Consider the following 17,550-nt stretch of genomic DNA (forward strand, 5'->3'; position numbering starts at 1 on the left):
CCATGCGCATCTACGTGCCCGCCACGCTCGACGAGCTGGACTCGGCCACCGTCACCGACTCGGCCGCCCGCTGGACCCTCACCCCGCGTGTGGCGCACGCCGTGACGCCGGCGCTCGCCGAGGCGTTCCCCGAGGAGGACGAGGAGGGGCTCGAGTACGTCGCCGCCCTGGAGGCCGCGTCCGACTCCCTCGCCCTGATCGCCGCCCGCCCGGACGTGCCCCTGCAGCGCGTGGTGGTCACCCTCGAGGTGCCCGACGACGTGCTGCGGGTCCCCGAGGCGGGCGAGGTGGACGACGACGCCGTCGCGCCCTCGGCGGTGGAGGTCACGCGGGAGGTCGCCGACGCCGCGATCCTGGCGCTGCACGTGGACGAGCCGGCGGCGGCGGGTGACGTGGCGGACGTCCTGGCGGCGGCCGACGAGGAGAACGACGCGGAGGAGGCCGGCCAGGTCGCGGCCGATTCGGAGACCGCGCTCGACGAGGCGCTGCAGCGCGTCACGGACCGCGACCTGCTCTGGTACGACTGGAGCGAGGTGCACCAGGTCCCGCGCAACTGACCTCGGGCGCCGTCAGCCGAGGTAGGTCAGCACCTCGTCGTGCAGCAGGCCGTTGGTCGCGACGGCGTTGCCGTCCCACGGGCCGGGCGTGCCGTCGAGCGAGGTGAACGTGCCGCCGGCCTCGGTGACGATCGGTACGAGGGCCGCCATGTCGTAGACCTCGAGCTCGGGCTCGGCGGCGACGTCCACCGATCCCTCGGCCACGAGCATGTACGACCAGAAGTCGCCGTAGCCGCGCGTGCGCCAGCACGCTCGCGTCAGGTCGAGGAAGCCGTCCAGCTTTCCCCGCTCCTCCCAGCCCGTGAGCGACGCGTAGCTGAACGAGGCCTCGCCGAGCTTGCTCACGCCGGAGACCGACATGCGCGACGCCGCGTGGAGCGACTTGCCGGTCCAGGCGCCGGAGCCCTTGGCGGCCCACCAGCGCTTGCCGAGAGCGGGCGCGCTGACGAGCCCCATCACGACCTCGTCGCCGTCGGCCAGGGCGATGAGGGTGGCCCAGACGGGGACCCCCCGGACGAAGTTCTTGGTCCCGTCGATCGGGTCCACGATCCAGCGGCGCGCCCCCGAGCCGGCCGACCCGTACTCCTCGCCGACGATCGCGTCGCGCGTCCGTGCCCGGGCCAGCTGCCCGCGGATGAACTGCTCGGCGGCGCGGTCCGCGTCGCTCACGGGGGAGTCGTCCGGCTTGGTCTCCACGTGGAGGTCGAGCGCCTTGAAGCGCGCCATGGTCAGGGAGTCGACCTGGTCGGCGATCACGTGCGCGAGGCGCAGGTCGTCGTCATAGCTGATCTTCGTCACGGCGGGCACGGGCCACACGGTAGCGGGACAGGACGCTCCCCGGGCGCAGGACAGGGCCGTGCGGGCGGTTTATCTGGTTCATCCCAAAGGTTCATCCACGCGCGGTGCACAGGGCCCGACGAACCCCTCGCGCAGAGTCGTCCGGTGTTAGTACACTAGTTCGAGTACCGAGGAGGCTCCATGTCGCACGCCGCTGTCATCCCGATGCTCACCTACGCCCACGGCGCCACCGCGATGGACTGGCTCATCGAGGCGTTCGGCTTCGTCGAGGCCGTCCGTCTGCTGGACGCCGACGGCCGCCTCTCCCACGGCGAGCTCCGCGCCGGTGACGGCCGGCTCATGCTGGCCGAGCTCGCGTCCTACGAAGGTCCCACGGCGCACCGGGGGCACTGCCCGGCGTCCGACGTGTGGCTGTCCACGCCCTGGGTGATCGACGGCGTGCTCGTCGAGGTCCCGGACGTCGACGCCCACCGGGAGCGCGCCCGGGCGGCGGGAGCGGGCCTCCTGTCAGGGATCGAGGACTCGCCGCACGGCCGGCTCTACCGCGCCGAGGACGTGGAGGGTCACCGCTGGATGTTCGTGCAGGCTGCGGCCTGACCGCGCATACTGGGCACTCCGGGCGAAGCGAGGGTAGGTCATGGGCGCGAAGACGGCGATGCTGGTGTACGCGGACGGTGGTGTCGCCGACGCGCTCGGCTCGGCTGCCGGCTATGCGGACGAGGAGAGCGCGGCCGAGCTGCTGACCCTGCTCCACCCCGCTCACCTTATCCGGCCCGACGGCGAGGAGCCGTGGGAGCTCGGCGACGCGGTGTTCCCGCCGGAGGGCCGCGCCTGCGCCCTCTCGGCGCCGACGGTCGACGTGCTCTGTGACCAGGCCCTCATGATCGACCGGCCCTCGCAGCTCCCCGAGCACCTGGTCGCGGCGAGCGCGGGCCGGCGCCTGGTCCTGCACGCCATGCACAGCGTCGTCGACTGGCTCGCCTTCGCCGTCTGGGAGGACGGGACCCTGGTGCGCTCGCTCAGCCTGGCGCCCGACGGCGGGGTCCTGGAGGACCTGGGGGAGCGGCTGCCGTTCGAGGAGCCGTTCTGGGCGGGGGAGCACCCGGTGACGCCCTGGTCCGAGGACGACGAGCCGTACCCCCTTCCGTTCCACCCCCTCGCGCTCGGCGAGCGCGCGCTCCTCGAGTTCTTCGGCTTCTCGCTCGAGGGACCGGACGAGGAGCATGCCGTGGACCCGTGGGAGGTCCAGCTGTTCGGCTTCGAGGTGGCCTGACCGGCTCAGGCGTCCGAACCGGTGCGCGACGCGAGCAGGCGCCGGAACGACCCGAGCCGGGCCTGCCGCACGCGCCGGGAGTCGTCGTCGGGGGACCCCTCGACCCACGTGTCGAGGGCGCAGTCCGGGGCGTCGTCGAGGTGCGTGCAGCCGCGGGGGCACTGCTCTGCGACCTCGTCGAGGTCCTCGAACGCCCGCAGGAGGTGCGCCACCTCCACGTGGGCGAGCCCGAACGACCGGACGCCCGGGGTGTCGATGACCCAGCCGTCGTGCGCCTCCGCCCCGGGGGCGACGGGCAGCGGCAGCGCCACGGCCGACGTCGAGGTGTGGCGGCCCCGGCCGGTCACGTCGTTGACCACGCCGATCGCGCGGCGCGCCTCGGGCACCAGGGCGTTGATGAGCGTGGACTTGCCCACGCCGGAGTGGCCCACGAGCACGGAGGTGCGCCCGCGGAGCAGGCCGCGGACCTCCTCGACGGAGGCCGGTGACAGGTTGACCCGATCGCCGAGCGCCGCCCCGTCGTCGGGCAGCCGCTCGGTCACCACGACCTGGACACCGAGGGGCTCGTACAGGTCGCGCAGCGCGTCGGGGGAGGCGAGGTCCGCCTTGGTGAGGCAGAGCAGCACGTCCATCCCGGCGTCGTACGCGGCGACGACGCAGCGGTCGATCATGCCGGTACGCGGCTCGGGCTGGGCGAGGGCCGTGACGATCACCAGCTGGTGCGCGTTGGCGACGACGATCCGCTCGTAGGGGTCGGTGTCGTCGGCGGTGCGCCGCAGCGTCGACGTGCGCTCCTGGATCCGGACGATGCGCCCGAGGGAGCCCTCCTCGCCCGAGACGTCGCCCACGACGTCCACGCGGTCCCCGACGACGACCCGCGTGCGGCCCAGCTCGCGCGCCTTCATGGCGAGCGCCGCGTGGTCGCCGACGAGGAGCGTGTACCGCCCCCGGTCCACGCCGGTGACCATGCCGGTGACGGCGTCGGCGTGCTCCGGCCGCTGCTTGGTGCGCGGGCGGGAGCCGTGCTTCGAGGGACGGGACCGGAAGTCGGACTCGTCGCGTGCTCGTGCCATCAGCGGACCGTCACGCGGCGGGACCGGTCGCGGCCAGCATGCCGAGCCACATCCCGGTGAAGCCGGGCAGCGTCTTGGCGGTCGTGTCGACGTCCTCGACCCGCAGGCCTGCCACGCGGAGGCCGAGCAGGGCCGCGGAGGTGGCCATGCGGTGGTCCGCATAGGTGCGGAAGAGGTCGCCGTGCAGCGGCCGGGGCGTGATGACCAGCCCGTCCCGCGTCTCCTCGCACTGCCCGCCGAGGCGCGTGATCTCACGGGCCAGGGCCGACAGCCGGTCGGTCTCGTGGCCCCGGAGGTGCGCGATCCCGCGCAGCCGGGTGGGGGAGTCGGCCAGGGCCGCGAGGGCCGCGAAGGTGGGGGCGAGCTCGCCGCCCGCGCGGAGGTCGACGTCGATCCCGTGGATCTCGCCGGTTCCGGTCACGGAGAGCACGTCGCCGTCGAGCGAGGCCGTGCCGCCCATCCGGGTGAGCAGGTCGGGCACCATGGCCCCCGGCTGGGTGGTGGACGCGGGCCAGCCCGGGACGCGCACCGTGCCGCCGGCCACCAGGGCGGCGGCGAGGAACGGGGCGGCGTTCGACAGGTCGGGCTCGACCCGGGCGGTGCTCGCCCGTACCGGTCCGGGCGCGACCTGCCAGATGCCGTCCCGGCTGTCGTCGACGGCGACGCCCGCCGCGCGCAGGGTGTCCACGGTCATCTCGATGTGCGGCAGGCTCGGCAGCGTGGTGCCGACGTGCCGGAGGGTGAGGCCCTGGTCGAACCGCGCGGCGGCGAGCAGCAGCCCGGAGACGAACTGCGAGGACTGCGACGCGTCGACGTCCACGGAGCCGCCGCGCACGTGGCCGCGCCCCACGACCGTGAAGGGCAGGTGGCCGGGGACGGCGTCGCCGCTCTCGTCGTGGACCGGTACGTCGAGCGCGTTCAGGGCCGCCAGCACCGGGCGCATGGGGCGCACCCGGGCGGCGGGGTCGCCGTCGAACCGCACGGGTCCGTCGGCGAGGGCCGCGACGGGCGGCAGGAAGCGCATGACGGTGCCGGCCAGGCCGCAGTCCACCGCGGTGTCGCCGCGGAGCGGGCCGGGGGTGATGTGCAGGGTGCTCGGCAGGTCGCCCGCCTCGATGCCGGCGCCGAGCGCGCGCAGGGCGTCCGTCATGAGATCGGTGTCGCGGCTGCGCAGCGCGCCGTGCAGCACGCCCGGACCGTCGGCCAGGGCGGCCAGCACGAGGAGGCGGTTGGTGAGGGACTTGCTGCCGGGTACCTCGACGACGGCGTCCAGCGGGCCACCCGCGAGAGGGGCTTCCCAGGCAGGGGCGGTGGTCGTCGGCGCGTCCGTCATGTGCCGAGGTTATCGCGACCGGCTGGTCAGTCCCCCTTCAGGGCGCCCTTGACCGCCTTCTGGGCGTCCTTGGCGGTACGGGCCGCCGCGCGGGTGGCGCGGGCGTTCGCCACCCGCCACGACACCCCCGGCCGGCCTTCGAGGTCGGCACCCGTGATGAGGGCGGCCCCGATGGCCCCGAGGTTCCGGACGAATCGCTCCGTGCGGGCCGACCGCTCGTGCTTGGGGGCGGTGAACGGCTGGTTCACGACGGCCAGCGGCACGGTGAGCAGGGCGAGAGCCACGGCAGACACCCGTGGCGCCTTGCCGAGCCCCAGCAGGAGGCCGAAGAAGGCGGTCGCGGCGCCGTGCACGCGCACGGCGGCGACGACCTGCTTCTCGCTGAGCGGCGGACCGCCGAGCGCCTGCGTCACGAGGTCGGACCCCTCCCGCGCGGCGCGCACGTGCTCGTGGGGGTTCCGCGCGGCCTGGACCCCGTCGTAGACGTACCAGGAGGCCAGCATCGGCCTCGCCATGTGTCGCAGCAGCATGTCCCCCACCCTGGCAGAGGTCGGCGCCGATCGCAGCCCTTCCGTGCCAGCCTCGGGAATGTCGCGCGGCGCGTCGCCGTTCTACGGGGCGTGATGCCAGCTCTCCAGACCGCCGGCGCACCGGTCACCACCGGTGTCGCGACACCCGCGGTGCCCCTGTTCTCCGTGCCGGACCCCTTCCCGGAGTCCCGCAAGAGCCACGTCACACCGGACGCGCGGGACGCGGCCTGGCCCACCCGGCTAGGCTCGACGGCGATGACCGAGAACCCGGTGGACCCTGAGCCCACGGACGACGAGGACACGGACCGTTCCCCCACGGGGGAGGACGCCGCGGCCCGCGGCGCGCGCTTCGAGCGTGACGCGCTGCAGTACCTGGACCAGCTCTACTCGGCGGCGCTGCGCATGACGCGCAACCCGGCCGACGCCGAGGACCTCGTGCAGGAGACGTTCGCGAAGGCGTTCGCCGCGTTCCACCAGTACCGCCCGGGGACCAACCTCAAGGCGTGGCTGTACCGGATCCTCACGAACACGTTCATCAACAGCTACCGCAAGAAGCAGCGCGAGCCGCAGCAGTCCCAGGCCGAGGAGATCGAGGACTGGCAGATCGCGCGGGCGGCGTCGCACACGTCGCAGGGCCTGCGCTCGGCCGAGGCCGAGGCGCTCGACCGCCTGCCGGACTCCGACGTGAAGCGCGCCCTCGCCGAGCTCCCGGAGGACCGCCGCATGGTGGTCTATTACGCGGACGTCGAGGGCTTCCCTTACAAGGAGATCGCGGAGATCATGGGCACACCGATCGGGACGGTGATGTCCCGCCTTCACCGCGGGCGTCGGCAGCTGCGCGAGCTGCTCGCCGACTACGCGACCGAACGAGGACTTGTGGCGACCAAGGCGCCCGGAGGTGGGCAGTGAACGAGCAGGAGCGCGACGGCGAGACCCAGGCCGTCGCACCGATACCGCACGACACGGCAGGCAGCTCGGAGTGCGAGCACGCGCTGGGCCACCTGTACGAGTACCTGGACTCGGAGATGACGCCCGACGACGAGCTGCGGATGCGGGCCCACGTGGCGCACTGCTCGCCGTGCCTCGCGGAGCTGAGCGTCGAGGAGCTGGTGAAGCAGCTCGTCAAGCGCTCCTGCCACGAACGGGCGCCCGAGACGCTGCGGCTGCGGATCCGCGAGCAGCTCACGGGGATGACCGCCACCTGATGGCATGACGAAGGGCCGGAACCTCTGGGTTCCGGCCCTTTCGCGTACGCGAGCGGTGCGGCCTGGTGGCCGACCGGCTCAGGCGTTGGGACGACGACCGTGGTTGGCGGCGTTGCCCTTGCGGCTACGGCGCTTGCGACCGCGCTTGCTCATAGGTGTCTCCTGACAGGTGACCGGATGTATTCGTCCTATGGTCCCACAGGGTCACCCCTGGGACCGAACCTGGGGGTTGTCAGCCGGCAGGACGCGATATAACGTGTCACTCGGAACGCGATATATCGCGATCGGAGCGGCGGGTCGCGCCGCGGAGGAGGAGCAGCCATGCCGAGCGAGACCTGGACCGTCGACGGACCGCAGACCCTCGAGCTCGAGGGCGTCACCGAGCTCGCCGCGCACGTGGTCGCGGGCAGGCTGGACGTCGTGGCACACGACGAGCCCGTCGTCCGCATCGAGGTGCACCACCTCGACGGGCGCCCGCTCAACTTCCGTCGCGAGGGCGGCCGGCTCACCTTCGGTCACGAGACCCTGACGGGCTGGCAGTCGTTCCTCGCGAAGTTCCGCGACTTCGCCGGGCGTGCCTCGGCGGACGTCCACGTCGCCGTCCCACGGGACACCATGGTGCGGATCGGGACCATCTCCGGCGAGGGTCTGCTGGCAGGCACCGCGGGCGGCGGCAAGGCCTCCACCGTCTCGGGCTCCCTGATCGTCACGCGCACCAGCGGGCCGCTCAAGGTCTCGACGGTGTCGGGTGACATCACGGTGCGCGACCACACCGGGAACCTGACCATCGGCACGGTCTCCGGTGAGGTCGCGTTCAGCGGCTCGGCGGACGAGGTCTCGTCCTCCTCGGTGTCGGGCGGGGTCACGCTCGACCTCACCACCCAGCCGCGGCGGATCAAGGCGAGCACCGTGTCGGGCGACCTCGTGGTGCGGGTGCCCGACGCGGGGGCGGTCGACGTCAGCGTCTCCGGCATCGGCGGCCGTGTCACGGTCGGCGGGTACCAGGTGAGCGGCGGCGGGCCTGCCCGCTCCACCAGCCCTACGCAGACGCAGCTGAAGGTCTCGTCCGTCAGCGGCGACGTCACGGTCCTCGACGGCGACCGCGTCGAGGACGTCGCAGTCTGATGCCCCCCGTCTTCGCCCACGGCGAGCTGCGCCTGTACCTCCTGGCGCTCCTCGTCGCGGGTCCGCGCCACGGGTACGAGCTGATGACCGAGCTCGCCGAGCGCTTCGGCGGCACCTACCGGCCCAGCGCCGGCACCATCTACCCCCGGCTCGCGCGGCTCGAGGAGGAGGGGCTCGTCCTCCGCTCCGACACCGGACGGAGGACCACCTATGAGCTCACGCCCGCGGGCCGGGCCGAGGTCGCCGCCCGCTGGGACGAGGTGCGCCGCCTGGAGAACAGCGTGGCCGAGACGGTCCGTGCCCGCGCCGACGCCCTCCGGGCGGACATCCGGTCCACCATGAACGGGTTGCGCGCCGAGCTCGCCGCGGCGGCCCAGGAAGCGCGCGCCCGGCCCCGGCCGGGCCCCGACGTGCCGCCCGACCCCGCCCGTGCCGGCTCCTACGCCCTGCGCCAGGAGGCCGAGCTGCTCGTCCGCCGGTTCCGCGACGACCTCCTGACCGACCTTCGGGAGGCCGACGTCGCCGGCGCCGTGTCGGCCCTCACCCTCGAGACCCTGCGGACCGTGCTGGGATCCGCACGTGCCGCAGTCCGCGCCACGCTGCCCGCGACGCGTGGTGGCACCAGAATGTCCCCAGACCAGAACCCCACGAACGGAGCATCCTGATGAGCACCGAGTCCTGGAGCGTCGCCGCCCCGCAGACCATCGAGGTCACGGACGTACGCACCCTCACCGTCCGCCTCACGAACGGCCGCGCGGAGGTGGTGGCCGACCCCAACCGGACCTCCGGCGCCCTCGTCGAGGTCCTCGACGTGTCGTCCCGCCCGCTCCAGGTGCTCGCCGAGCACGGCAGCCTGCGCATCGCCTACGACTTCCCCGGGGTCGAGGGCTTCGTGGACCGCTTCCGCGGGCTCAAGGACCAGGACACGGCGAGCGTCCGCGTGACCGTGCCGGTCACGTCGACGGTGGACGTGGCCGGCGTGGGCGCCGAGGTCGTCGTGACCGGCGCACAGGGCCGCACGCAGGCGCGCACCGTCAGCGGTGCCCTCAGCGTCCTGGGGACCACCGGCACGCTCGCGGTGAAGTCCGCGTCGGGTGCGATCACGGTGAGCGAGCACTCCGGCGACGTCACCGTCGCCACCATCTCGGGCGCGGTGTCCGTCTCGGGTGCCCTCGGCCGGGTCACGGTGAACGGCGCGTCCGGCGCGGTCGACGTGACCGCTCAGGGCACCACGCCGCTCGTGACCGCCAAGACGGTGTCGGGCGCCATCGGCGTGCACCTCGACGCCGGCTCGAACGTCAACGTCCGCGCGCGGAGCGTCACCGGCAAGGTGATGATCGACGGCGTCCCGGCCGCCTCCAGCGCCCAGCGCACCGTGGTCGTGGACCACGCGGAGCCGGGTGCCGCCGCCTACGTGTCGACCAGCACGGTGTCGGGCGCGGCGTCGGTCACCCGCGGCTGATCCATCGTTGTGGGTATGGCTGTGGTGTGAATCCCCGCCGGAATTCACACCACAGCCATACCCACAGCGCTACTGGGCGAGGCGTTCCACCGTCCAGAAGAGGCCCGTCGCCGCGATGGCCGCCGTCACCAGGCCCGTCGTCCACCCCGCTGCCGCCGGCGACCGCCGCCGCAGCAGCGCCAGCAACGGGAACACCACCGCGATGATCCCCAGCTGCACGGCCTCGATCCCCACGTTGAACGACAGCAGCGACCAGAGCAGGTCCCACGACCAGCGCTCGTCGATGCCCAGCGCCCCCGCGAAGCCCAGCCCGTGCAGCAGCCCGAACGCGAACACCACGGCGAGCCGGACGCGCGGGGCGGCGGGGCCGCCGTCGGGCACGGTTTCCGCGTAGCGGCGCCCGCGCCACCGCCGGACTCCCGGCCACAGGTTCGCGCCCGCCACGACGGCGATCGACAGCGCGATGAGCGGCTCCACCACCGCCCCCGGGACCTGGACCACCCCCAGCGCGGCCAGCAGGAACGTGACGCTGTGCGCTGCGGTGAAGGCCGTGGCGGTCCACACCACCTCCCGCAGCGTCCGGGCGCCGATGAGGAGCGCCAGCAGGAACAGGACGTGGTCGAGCCCGAGGTAGAGGTGCTCGGCTCCCAGCAGGAAGAACTCCCACAGCTGCTTCAGCAGCCGGTTCTCGCCGGTCACGAGCTCGGGGTCGGCGGCCGTCAGGGCGGTGGAACCGTGCTCGCCGTCGAGGGTGTACGCCACTATGGTGCGCGTCGAGTGGACAAAGCTCTCCGCGTCCGGGAACAGCGTGGACCGCACGGCGTGCGAGCCCTCCGGCTCGCCCTCGCACGCGAACCCGACCGGCAGGTGGGCGTACGCGACCTCGCCGCGCTCCACGACGGTCGCCTCGCCCACGGTCGCTGCGCACGGCTCGCCGCGGTACGTGACGCCGAACCGGCCGGTGACGTACTCGGCCACGGCGTCGGCGTGCTCGTCGAGCTGCCGCTGCTGCTCCGCGCGGCCCGTCGCCTCGTACGCCTCGGCGGTCAGCCACGCCGACTTCATCAGCAGGTCGTACTCGAGGTCGAGGGCGACCTCGACGTCGGCCCCCGAGCCGGGACGTACCTCGGCGAAGGCCGTGGTGGTCACGTCGTGCGCAGCGGCCGGCTGCCCGACGACGGCGGTGCCCACCACCGCGCCGAGCGTCACCAGGGCGGTGGTCAGGAGGGCGCGGAGGCCACGGCGAGCGGGACGGGTCAGGTTCGGAGCGGGCACCGCGTCAGGTAACACGGTGCCGGACCGGGCGATCAAGCCACGACCGCCCGGTCCGCGCACTGTTCATCGGATGTTCCGCCGCCTGTTGCCCCGGGCGAGGAGAATCAGCCCTCGTCGTGGGGCAGGCCGAGCCAGGCGTGCCAGCCGGTGTGCAGCACGAGCCACGCCATGAGGCCGTAGCCCGCCTGACCCGGGTAGGTGCTGCCGTTCTGTGCCAGGTCCGCCAGCCACTGCTCGTGCGAGGCGAGCGGCGTGAACGTGTCGACGTACGGGACGCGCCGCCGGCTCGCCACGTCCGCGAAGGCGTCGGACAGCTCCAGGATGCGGTCGCCGTCCTCCGGCCGGCCCGGCGGCGGACCCACGACGAACGCGGGGATCCGGTGCGAGTCGGCCACGTCGAGGATGTTGGCGAGGTTGAGGCGCGACCGGGCCACCGACAGGTTGGAGGCTACGTCGTGCCTGCCCAGAGCCACGACGAGGCGGTTCTCCACCTCGCCCTCCGGGCCGAAGCGGGAAGCGGTCTCGCCCTCCCAGCGGGCGCTGAGCTGCGTGGTGGTCTCGCCCGGGATCGCGAGCGAGAACACCATGGACGGCCGGTCGAAGTGCGTGCGCGCCACGACGCGGCCGGTCCAGCCGAGCGCACGGGCGTCGCCCACGCCCACTGCCAGCTCGTCACCGACGACGCAGATGCGCACCTCGCGTTCCTGCACGGACCTCTCCTTGCCTCGCTCGGCCGCCTGTACCCGACACCGGGGACGGCCGGTCCCATTCTCAGGTACTGGGGAGCGACGACCTGGGATTTCGTGACGCGCGCCGCGGTGCGCGAGGACACGCTACCGGAGCGGGAGTTACCGCACCGTGATGCCCCATCGCACCTCGTGGGTGTCTCCGGGCGCGAGGCGGACCAGCCGGTCGCCGCTGACGAACGCGTCGGCGGCGCAGCTCATGGGCTCCACAGCCATGCCCATGCGCCGGTAGTCCGGGTCGATGTGGTTGCCGGAGCAGATCTGCCACACGTCCATGGAGCCGTCCATCCACACGGCGACGGTGCGGCCGTCCGGCCCGGTGAGCGTGCCCCACGAGAGGCCGTCGGCATCGCGGACCGGGTCCACGTAGGCGTCGTCCAGGTCGAGCCCCGCGGCGGTGCGCGGCTCACGGAGGTCGAAGTCGCCCGCGGCCGGCTCGGTACCGGTGGGCAGGAGGCGGTCGTCGGTGGTGACGCGCGTCACGGCGCCGAGCTGCACGGTGCACTCGTCGAGCGGGGCACCGCCCGTGGAGAGCCACGGGTGGAAGCCGGCGCCGTAGGGCGCGGTGCCCGAGCCGACGTTCGTGGTGGACAGGCGGATCTCGAGCCCGGCGTCGGACAGGGAGTAGCGGATCCGGGAGACGATCTGGAACGGGTAGCCGGGACGCGCGGGCAGCGCGAGCTCGAGCTCCACGAAGGAGCCCTCGTGCGCCACGACGCTCCACCGCTCCCAGGCCGCGAGGCCGTGCAGGGCGGTGTTGCGGCCCACCTCGGTGATGGGCAGCTGGAGCTGCTCGCCGTCCACCTCGTAGGCGCCGTCGCGCAGGCGGTTGGGCCACGGGATCAGGACCGCGCCGTTGTAGACGGGGTTGATCTGGTCCACCGAGAAGGGGACGACGGCGTGCCGGCCGTCCACGACGTACTCGCGGAGGGTGGCGCCCACCTCGGTCACGGTGGCGCGGTGGGCGCCGTGCGCGATGCGGTACTGGTCGCCCGACGGGTGCGGTGCGCTCTCCACGTCCAGGAGAGCGGGGTCTGCGGTAATCACACTCACACCGTAACGGGTAAGCCCTTTCGCCAGGCGCCACGTAGCGTAGGACAGCAGACTGGCCTGGACGTCCGGCCCTGTGCCGGGCCCCCGCGGGCGCCCTGCCCGCACCACAGCATGGAGGAACGATGGAAAAGCAGGTACTCGGACGGACCGGCCGGCTGGTGCCGGTCGTGGGCCTGGGAACCTGGCAGCTCGGCGCGGACTGGGGCGAGGTCAGCGAGGCTGACGCGCACGCCGTCCTGGACGCGGCGCTGGAGTCCGGCGTGACCTTCTTCGACACGGCGGACGTCTACGGTGACGGCCGCAGCGAACAGGTGATCGGCGCCTTTCTCACGAGCCACCCCGACGCCGGGATCACGGTCGCCACGAAGATGGGCCGCCGCCTGCCGCAGAAGCCGGAGAACTACGTCCTGAAGAACTTCCGCGAGTGGACCGACCGGTCCCGCCGGAACCTCGGGACCGAGCGCCTCGACCTGGTCCAGCTCCACTGCCCGCCCACGGCGGTCTACTCGGACGACGAGGTCTTCGACGCGCTCGACACGCTGGTCGAGGAAGGCGCGATCGCCCACTACGGCGTCAGCGTCGAGAAGGTCGAGGAGGCGCTGACGGCGATCGCCCGCCCGAACGTGGCGAGCGTGCAGATCATCCTCAACGCCTTCCGCCTCAAGCCGCTGGAAGAGGTGCTGCCGGCAGCGTCGGCGGCCGGCGTGGGCATCATCGCGCGCGTGCCGCTGGCCTCGGGCCTGCTCTCCGGCCGCTACACCCGCGAGACCACGTTCGCGAAGGACGACCACCGCACCTACAACCGCGACGGCAGCGCGTTCGACGTGGGGGAGACGTTCTCGGGCGTGCCCTACGAGGTGGGCGTCGAGGCGGCGGCGCGGTTCACGGAGCTCACCGAGGCGACCTTCGGCGGGGAGCTCACCCCCGCCCAGGCCGCGATCGCCTGGGTCTGGCAGCAGCCGGGCGTGTCGACCGTCATCCCCGGGGCGCGCAACCCCGAGCAGGCGCGGGCGAACGCCGCGGCGGGGAACGCGGGGACCCTCGGCCCGCTGTTCACCTCGGGCGTGCGGGAGATCTACGACGAGCTGATCGCCAAGCACGTGCACGACAAGTGGTGAGGTAGCCACCCTCCGGTACGACGACGCCGTGGTCACCTTCCGTCGGGAAGGTGACCACGGCGTCGTCGTACAGCCCTACGAGCGTGCGGCGAACGCCTGCTCGATCAGCGTGGCCTGCTGCGCCTGGTGGCGCTTGGCGGTGCCGGCCGCCGTGGAGGCCGACGCCGGGCGCGAGACGACCTTCACGTACGGCACGTCCATCGGCAGCGACATGTGCACGAAGGACCAGGCGCCCTGGTTCTGCGGCTCGTCCTGGACCCAGCGGATCTCCGCGTTCGGGTACTTGGCGATCTCGGCGCGGATCTGCTCCTCCGGGAACGGGTAGAGCTGCTCCAGGCGGACGATCGCCACGCCCGCGTCGCCGCGCTTGGCACGCTCGGCGATCAGGTCGTAGTACACCCGGCCGGTGCAGATCAGCACACGGTCCACCGACGCCGCGTTCGCGGTGGTGTCGGGGAGCACGGGCTCGAACGTGCCCGTGGTGAAGTCCTCCACCGCCGAGGCCGCGGCCTTGAGGCGGAGCAGCTGCTTGGGCGTGAACACCACCAGCGGACGGCGCGGGCGCTGGTACGCCTGGCGGCGCAGCAGGTGGAAGTACGACGCCGGCGTGGACGGCTGCGCCACCGTCATGTTGTTCTCGGCGCAGAGCTGGAGGAAGCGCTCGATGCGGGCGGACGAGTGGTCCGGCCCCTGGCCCTCGTAGCCGTGCGGCAGCAGCATGACGACGGACGAGGACTGCGCCCACTTCTGCTCCGCCGACGAGATGAACTCGTCGATGACCGTCTGGGCGCCGTTGACGAAGTCGCCGAACTGCGCCTCCCACAGCACGAGGGCGTCGGGACGCTCCACCGAGTAGCCGTACTCGAAGCCGAGGGCCGCGTACTCCGACAGCGAGGAGTCGTACACCCAGAACTTGGCCTGCTCGTCGGACAGGTACAGCAGCGGCGTCCACTCGGCGCCGGTCTCCCGGTCGTGGAGCACCGCGTGCCGCTGCACGAACGTGCCGCGGCGGGAGTCCTGGCCGGCGAGGCGCACCGGGGTGCCCTCCATGAGCAGGGAACCGAAGGCCACCAGCTCGCCGAAGCCCCAGTCGATGCCGCCCTCGGTGGACATGACCTGACGCCGCTCGAGCATCTGGGCCAGCTTGGGGTGGATCGTGAAGCCCTCCGGCGGGGAGGTGTGGACCTGGCCCACCCGCTGCAGCACGGCGGGGGAGACGGCCGTCTGCCAGCCCACCATGGTGCCGGCGTCCTCCAGCTGGGACTCCGGACGCTCCAGGCCCTTGATGTGCTCCGTCTGGGGCGCCGGGGTGAAGCCGGCCTTGGTCTCCGTGAAGACGCGCTCGAGCTGCTGCTGGTAGTCCGCCAGGGCGTGCTCGGCCTCCTCCACGGTGATGTCGCCGCGGGAGACGAGGTTCTCCGTGTACAGGGTCCGCACCGAGCGCTTGGCCTCGATGAGGTTGTACATGAGGGGCTGCGTCATCGAGGGGTCGTCGCCCTCGTTGTGGCCGCGGCGGCGGTAGCAGATCATGTCGACGATCACGTCGCGGCCGAACTGCTCGCGGTAGTCGAACGCCAGCTCGGCGACGCGCGCGCACGCCTCCGGGTCGTCGCCGTTCACGTGGAAGACCGGGATCTGGTAGCCCTTGGCCACGTCCGTCGCGTACGTCGTGGAGCGCGACGACATGGGGCCGGTGGTGAAGCCGACCTGGTTGTTGATGATGACGTGGATGGTGCCGCCGGTGCGGTACCCGCGCAGCTGTGACAGGTTCAGCACCTCGGGGACCACGCCCTGGCCGGCGAAGGCCGCGTCGCCGTGGACCAGGATCGGCAGCACGGAGAAGCCGTCGTTGCCCAGGTCGATGCGGTCCTGCTTGGCGCGGACGATGCCCTCGAGCACCGGGTCCACCGCCTCGAGGTGCGACGGGTTGGCCGCGAGGTAGACGCGTGTGGTGGCGCCGGTCTCGGCGGTGAACACGCCCTCGGTGCCGAGGTGGTACTTCACGTCGCCCGAGCCCTGGACGCTCTTCGGGTCCAGCTGGCCCTCGAACTCCTTGAAGATCTGGGCGTAGCTCTTGCCGGCGATGTTGGCCAGCACGTTGAGGCGGCCGCGGTGGGCCATGCCGATGCCGACCTCGTCGAGCCCGCCCTCGGCGGCCTTCGAGAGGATGGTGTCGAGCAGCGGGATGAGCGACTCGCCACCTTCGAGCGAGAAGCGCTTCTGGCCCACGAACTTGGTCTGGAGGAACGTCTCGAACGCCTCGGCGGAGTTCAGGCGGCGCAGGATGCGCAGCTGGTCCTCGCGGGGCGTGCGGGCGTAGCCGGACTCGAGGCGCTCCTGGAGCCAGGTGCGCTGGGCCGGGTCGGCGATGTGCATGTACTCGAAGCCGATGGTGCGGCAGTACGAGTCGCGCAGCAGGCCGAGGACGTCGCGCAGGGTGGACTTCGGCTTGCCGCCGAAGCCGCCGGTCGGGAACGTCCGGTCCAGGTCCCAGAGCGTGAGGCCGTGGTTCTGGATGTCGAGGTCGTGGTGCTTGCGCTGGCGGTAGGCCAGGGGGTCCGTGTCGGCCATGAGGTGGCCGCGCGAGCGGTACGACTGGATGATCTCGGCGATCTTGGCGGGCTTGGCCGCCTCGACGTCGGCGTCCACCGTGTTGTCGCGTACCCAGCGGACCGGCTCGTACGGCACGCGCAGGGCGGCGAACACCCGGTCGTAGAAGCCGTCGAGGCCGAGCAGCTTGCCCGAGAGGATCTTGAGGAACTCGCCCGACTGCGCGCCCTGGATGATGCGGTGGTCGTAGGTCGACGTGATCGTCAGGACCTTCGACACGCCCATGCGGGCCAGCTGCTCCTCGGACACACCCGCGAACTCGGCGGGGAAGTCCATGGCGCCGACGCCGATGATGGTGCCCTGGCCCTGCATGAGCCGCGGCACGGAGTGGACGGTGCCGATGCCGCCGGGGTTGGTGAGCGAGATCGTGGTGCCCTGGAAGTCCTCGACGGTCAGCTTGCCGCCGCGGGCCTTGCGGACCAGCTCCTCGTAGGCCGCCCAGAACTGGGCGAAGTCGAGCTCGTCGGCCTTCTTGATGCTCGGCACGAGCAGCTGGCGCGAGCCGTCCGGCTTGGCCAGGTCGATCGCCAGGCCGAAGCCGACGTGAGCGGGCTGGACGATGCCCGGCTTGCCGTCCACCACCTGGTAGTGCGCGTTCATGACCGGCATGTCGGCGAGCGACTCGACCAGCGCGTACCCGATGAGGTGCGTGAAGGAGATCTTGCCGCCGCGGCCGCGCTTGAGGTGGTTGTTGATGACGATGCGGTTGTCCACCATGAGCTTGGCGGGGACAGCACGCACCGAGGTGGCGGTCGGGACCTCGAGGGAGGCCTCCATGTTGGTCACGACGCGCGCGGCAGGGCCGCGCAGCTTCTCCACCGCGTCGACGGCGTCGTCGTGCTGCGGCTTGCGCTTCGCGGTGGCCACGTCGGCGTAGTCGGCGGTGGCGGGCTGCGCCGTCGCGACGACGATCTTGCTCAGCGCGGCGTTCACCGTCGGGTCGGCCGGCAGGACCTGCTCACGCGGGCGCTGGGCCTCCTCGGCGGCGGCGGTGCCGGGAGAGGGCTTGGCGGCCGACGCCGGAGCCGGGGCGGGTGCACCGTCCTGGGCGGGCGCGGGCGCGCCACCGGCAGGAGCCGGAGGGGCCGGTCGTGCGCTGCCGTCGCCCCCCGGGGTGTAGTTCTCGAAGAACTCCCACCACGCGGGATCGACCGCGTTCTTGTCCTTCAGATACTGCTCGTAGAGCTCGTCCACGAGCCATTCGTTGGCTCCGAACGACGAGCTCGACACGCTGATCGACTCTGAACCAGCCTTCGGGGACACGCGCGGATCGCCCACCTTCACCACAGTGGCACTCTGCTAAGGAGTGCGGTCGTCGAATATCGTTCTCAGTGTGCTCCCGCGGCGCGGTCGCACGTTGTCCAAGCCGTTCAAGACTAGGCCCTCAGGGCC

Annotated in this window: 18 protein-coding genes; 9 read left to right on the plus strand and 9 right to left on the minus strand. The window is 72.4% G+C overall.

Features of this window, described 5'->3' with window-relative positions:
* Positions 1–2 precede the first annotated feature (2 nt).
* A complete protein-coding gene (locus AC060K_RS02725) occupies positions 3–557 on the plus strand; it encodes a DUF6912 family protein (protein ID WP_483763914.1) in 555 nt (184 codons plus the stop codon).
* Positions 558–569: 12 nt separating this feature from the next.
* Here AC060K_RS02725 and hisN read toward each other — a convergent pair whose 3' ends face one another.
* Complete coding sequence (hisN, locus tag AC060K_RS02730) at positions 570–1,364, minus strand: histidinol-phosphatase (RefSeq protein WP_483763915.1); 795 nt, start codon at positions 1,362–1,364, stop codon at positions 570–572.
* 171 nt (positions 1,365–1,535) lie between these two features.
* Here hisN and AC060K_RS02735 point away from each other — a divergent pair, with 171 nt between their 5' ends.
* Both AC060K_RS02735 and AC060K_RS02740 read left to right on the plus strand, forming a co-directional pair.
* Positions 1,536–1,952 (plus strand): VOC family protein, encoded by a 417-nt coding sequence (locus tag AC060K_RS02735; protein ID WP_483763916.1) that lies wholly within the window; start codon positions 1,536–1,538, stop codon positions 1,950–1,952.
* A 40-nt stretch (positions 1,953–1,992) separates the two neighbouring features.
* Positions 1,993–2,628, plus strand: a complete 636-nt coding sequence (locus AC060K_RS02740) for a DUF6928 family protein (RefSeq protein ID WP_483763917.1) — start codon at positions 1,993–1,995, stop codon at positions 2,626–2,628.
* Between the two features lie 5 nt (positions 2,629–2,633).
* Here AC060K_RS02740 and rsgA read toward each other — a convergent pair whose 3' ends face one another.
* Genes rsgA through AC060K_RS02755 form a run of 3 tightly spaced genes read right to left on the minus strand, consistent with a single transcriptional unit; the run spans position 2,634 to position 5,564 of the window.
* Positions 2,634–3,701 carry a ribosome small subunit-dependent GTPase A gene (gene rsgA / locus AC060K_RS02745; protein WP_483763918.1) on the minus strand — a complete coding sequence of 356 codons (1,068 nt, stop codon included), beginning with the start codon at positions 3,699–3,701 and terminating at the stop codon, positions 2,634–2,636.
* 10 nt (positions 3,702–3,711) lie between these two features.
* Positions 3,712–5,034 (minus strand): 3-phosphoshikimate 1-carboxyvinyltransferase, encoded by a 1,323-nt coding sequence (aroA, locus tag AC060K_RS02750; protein WP_483763919.1) that lies wholly within the window; start codon positions 5,032–5,034, stop codon positions 3,712–3,714.
* 26 nt (positions 5,035–5,060) lie between these two features.
* Positions 5,061–5,564 (minus strand): DoxX family membrane protein, encoded by a 504-nt coding sequence (locus AC060K_RS02755; RefSeq protein ID WP_483763920.1) that lies wholly within the window; start codon positions 5,562–5,564, stop codon positions 5,061–5,063.
* Between the two features lie 93 nt (positions 5,565–5,657).
* Between AC060K_RS02755 and AC060K_RS02760 the strand changes: the two genes are divergently transcribed.
* Both AC060K_RS02760 and rsrA read left to right on the plus strand, forming a co-directional pair.
* A complete protein-coding gene (locus tag AC060K_RS02760; protein WP_483763921.1) occupies positions 5,658–6,473 on the plus strand; it encodes a sigma-70 family RNA polymerase sigma factor in 816 nt (271 codons plus the stop codon).
* A complete protein-coding gene (rsrA, locus tag AC060K_RS02765; protein ID WP_483763922.1) occupies positions 6,470–6,769 on the plus strand; it encodes a mycothiol system anti-sigma-R factor in 300 nt (99 codons plus the stop codon). Before AC060K_RS02760 ends, rsrA begins: the two co-directional genes overlap by 4 nt.
* Before the next feature lie 78 nt (positions 6,770–6,847).
* On the opposite strand, the gene AC060K_RS02770 is transcribed toward rsrA, so the two are convergent.
* On the minus strand, positions 6,848–6,922 hold the full coding sequence (locus AC060K_RS02770) for a 50S ribosomal protein bL37 (RefSeq protein WP_098459088.1): 75 nt from the start codon (positions 6,920–6,922) through the stop codon (positions 6,848–6,850).
* Between the two features lie 168 nt (positions 6,923–7,090).
* Here AC060K_RS02770 and AC060K_RS02775 point away from each other — a divergent pair, with 168 nt between their 5' ends.
* From AC060K_RS02775 to AC060K_RS02785, 3 genes are read left to right on the plus strand one after another with little or no spacing between them, the layout of a single operon-like run.
* Entirely contained in the window at positions 7,091–7,894 is an 804-nt protein-coding gene (locus tag AC060K_RS02775; protein ID WP_483763923.1) for a DUF4097 family beta strand repeat-containing protein, read from the plus strand.
* A complete protein-coding gene (locus tag AC060K_RS02780; protein WP_483763924.1) occupies positions 7,894–8,559 on the plus strand; it encodes a PadR family transcriptional regulator in 666 nt (221 codons plus the stop codon). Before AC060K_RS02775 ends, AC060K_RS02780 begins: the two co-directional genes overlap by 1 nt.
* On the plus strand, positions 8,559–9,356 hold the full coding sequence (locus AC060K_RS02785) for a DUF4097 family beta strand repeat-containing protein (RefSeq protein ID WP_483763925.1): 798 nt from the start codon (positions 8,559–8,561) through the stop codon (positions 9,354–9,356). Before AC060K_RS02780 ends, AC060K_RS02785 begins: the two co-directional genes overlap by 1 nt.
* A 69-nt stretch (positions 9,357–9,425) precedes the next feature.
* Here the strand turns inward: AC060K_RS02785 and AC060K_RS02790 are convergent, their stop codons facing one another.
* The 3 genes from AC060K_RS02790 to AC060K_RS02800 form a co-directional block, all read right to left on the minus strand.
* The gene (locus tag AC060K_RS02790) at positions 9,426–10,631 is read right to left on the minus strand and encodes a HupE/UreJ family protein (protein ID WP_483763926.1); all 1,206 of its coding nucleotides are present in this window, start codon (positions 10,629–10,631) and stop codon (positions 9,426–9,428) included.
* Positions 10,632–10,735: 104 nt separating this feature from the next.
* Positions 10,736–11,341 carry a GDSL-type esterase/lipase family protein gene (locus AC060K_RS02795; RefSeq protein WP_483763927.1) on the minus strand — a complete coding sequence of 202 codons (606 nt, stop codon included), beginning with the start codon at positions 11,339–11,341 and terminating at the stop codon, positions 10,736–10,738.
* 138 nt (positions 11,342–11,479) lie between these two features.
* Entirely contained in the window at positions 11,480–12,424 is a 945-nt protein-coding gene (locus tag AC060K_RS02800) for an aldose 1-epimerase family protein (protein ID WP_483763929.1), read from the minus strand.
* Between the two features lie 128 nt (positions 12,425–12,552).
* On the opposite strand from AC060K_RS02800, the gene AC060K_RS02805 reads away from it, so the two are divergent.
* Complete coding sequence (locus AC060K_RS02805; protein ID WP_483763930.1) at positions 12,553–13,548, plus strand: aldo/keto reductase; 996 nt, start codon at positions 12,553–12,555, stop codon at positions 13,546–13,548.
* A gap of 75 nt (positions 13,549–13,623) precedes the next feature.
* Here AC060K_RS02805 and AC060K_RS02810 read toward each other — a convergent pair whose 3' ends face one another.
* Positions 13,624–17,421: a multifunctional oxoglutarate decarboxylase/oxoglutarate dehydrogenase thiamine pyrophosphate-binding subunit/dihydrolipoyllysine-residue succinyltransferase subunit gene (locus AC060K_RS02810; protein ID WP_483764046.1), complete on the minus strand. Its 3,798-nt coding sequence runs from the start codon at positions 17,419–17,421 to the stop codon at positions 13,624–13,626.
* Between the last annotated feature and the right edge of the window lie 129 nt (positions 17,422–17,550).

This window comes from Antribacter sp. NEAU-D49, from assembly GCF_057158775.1.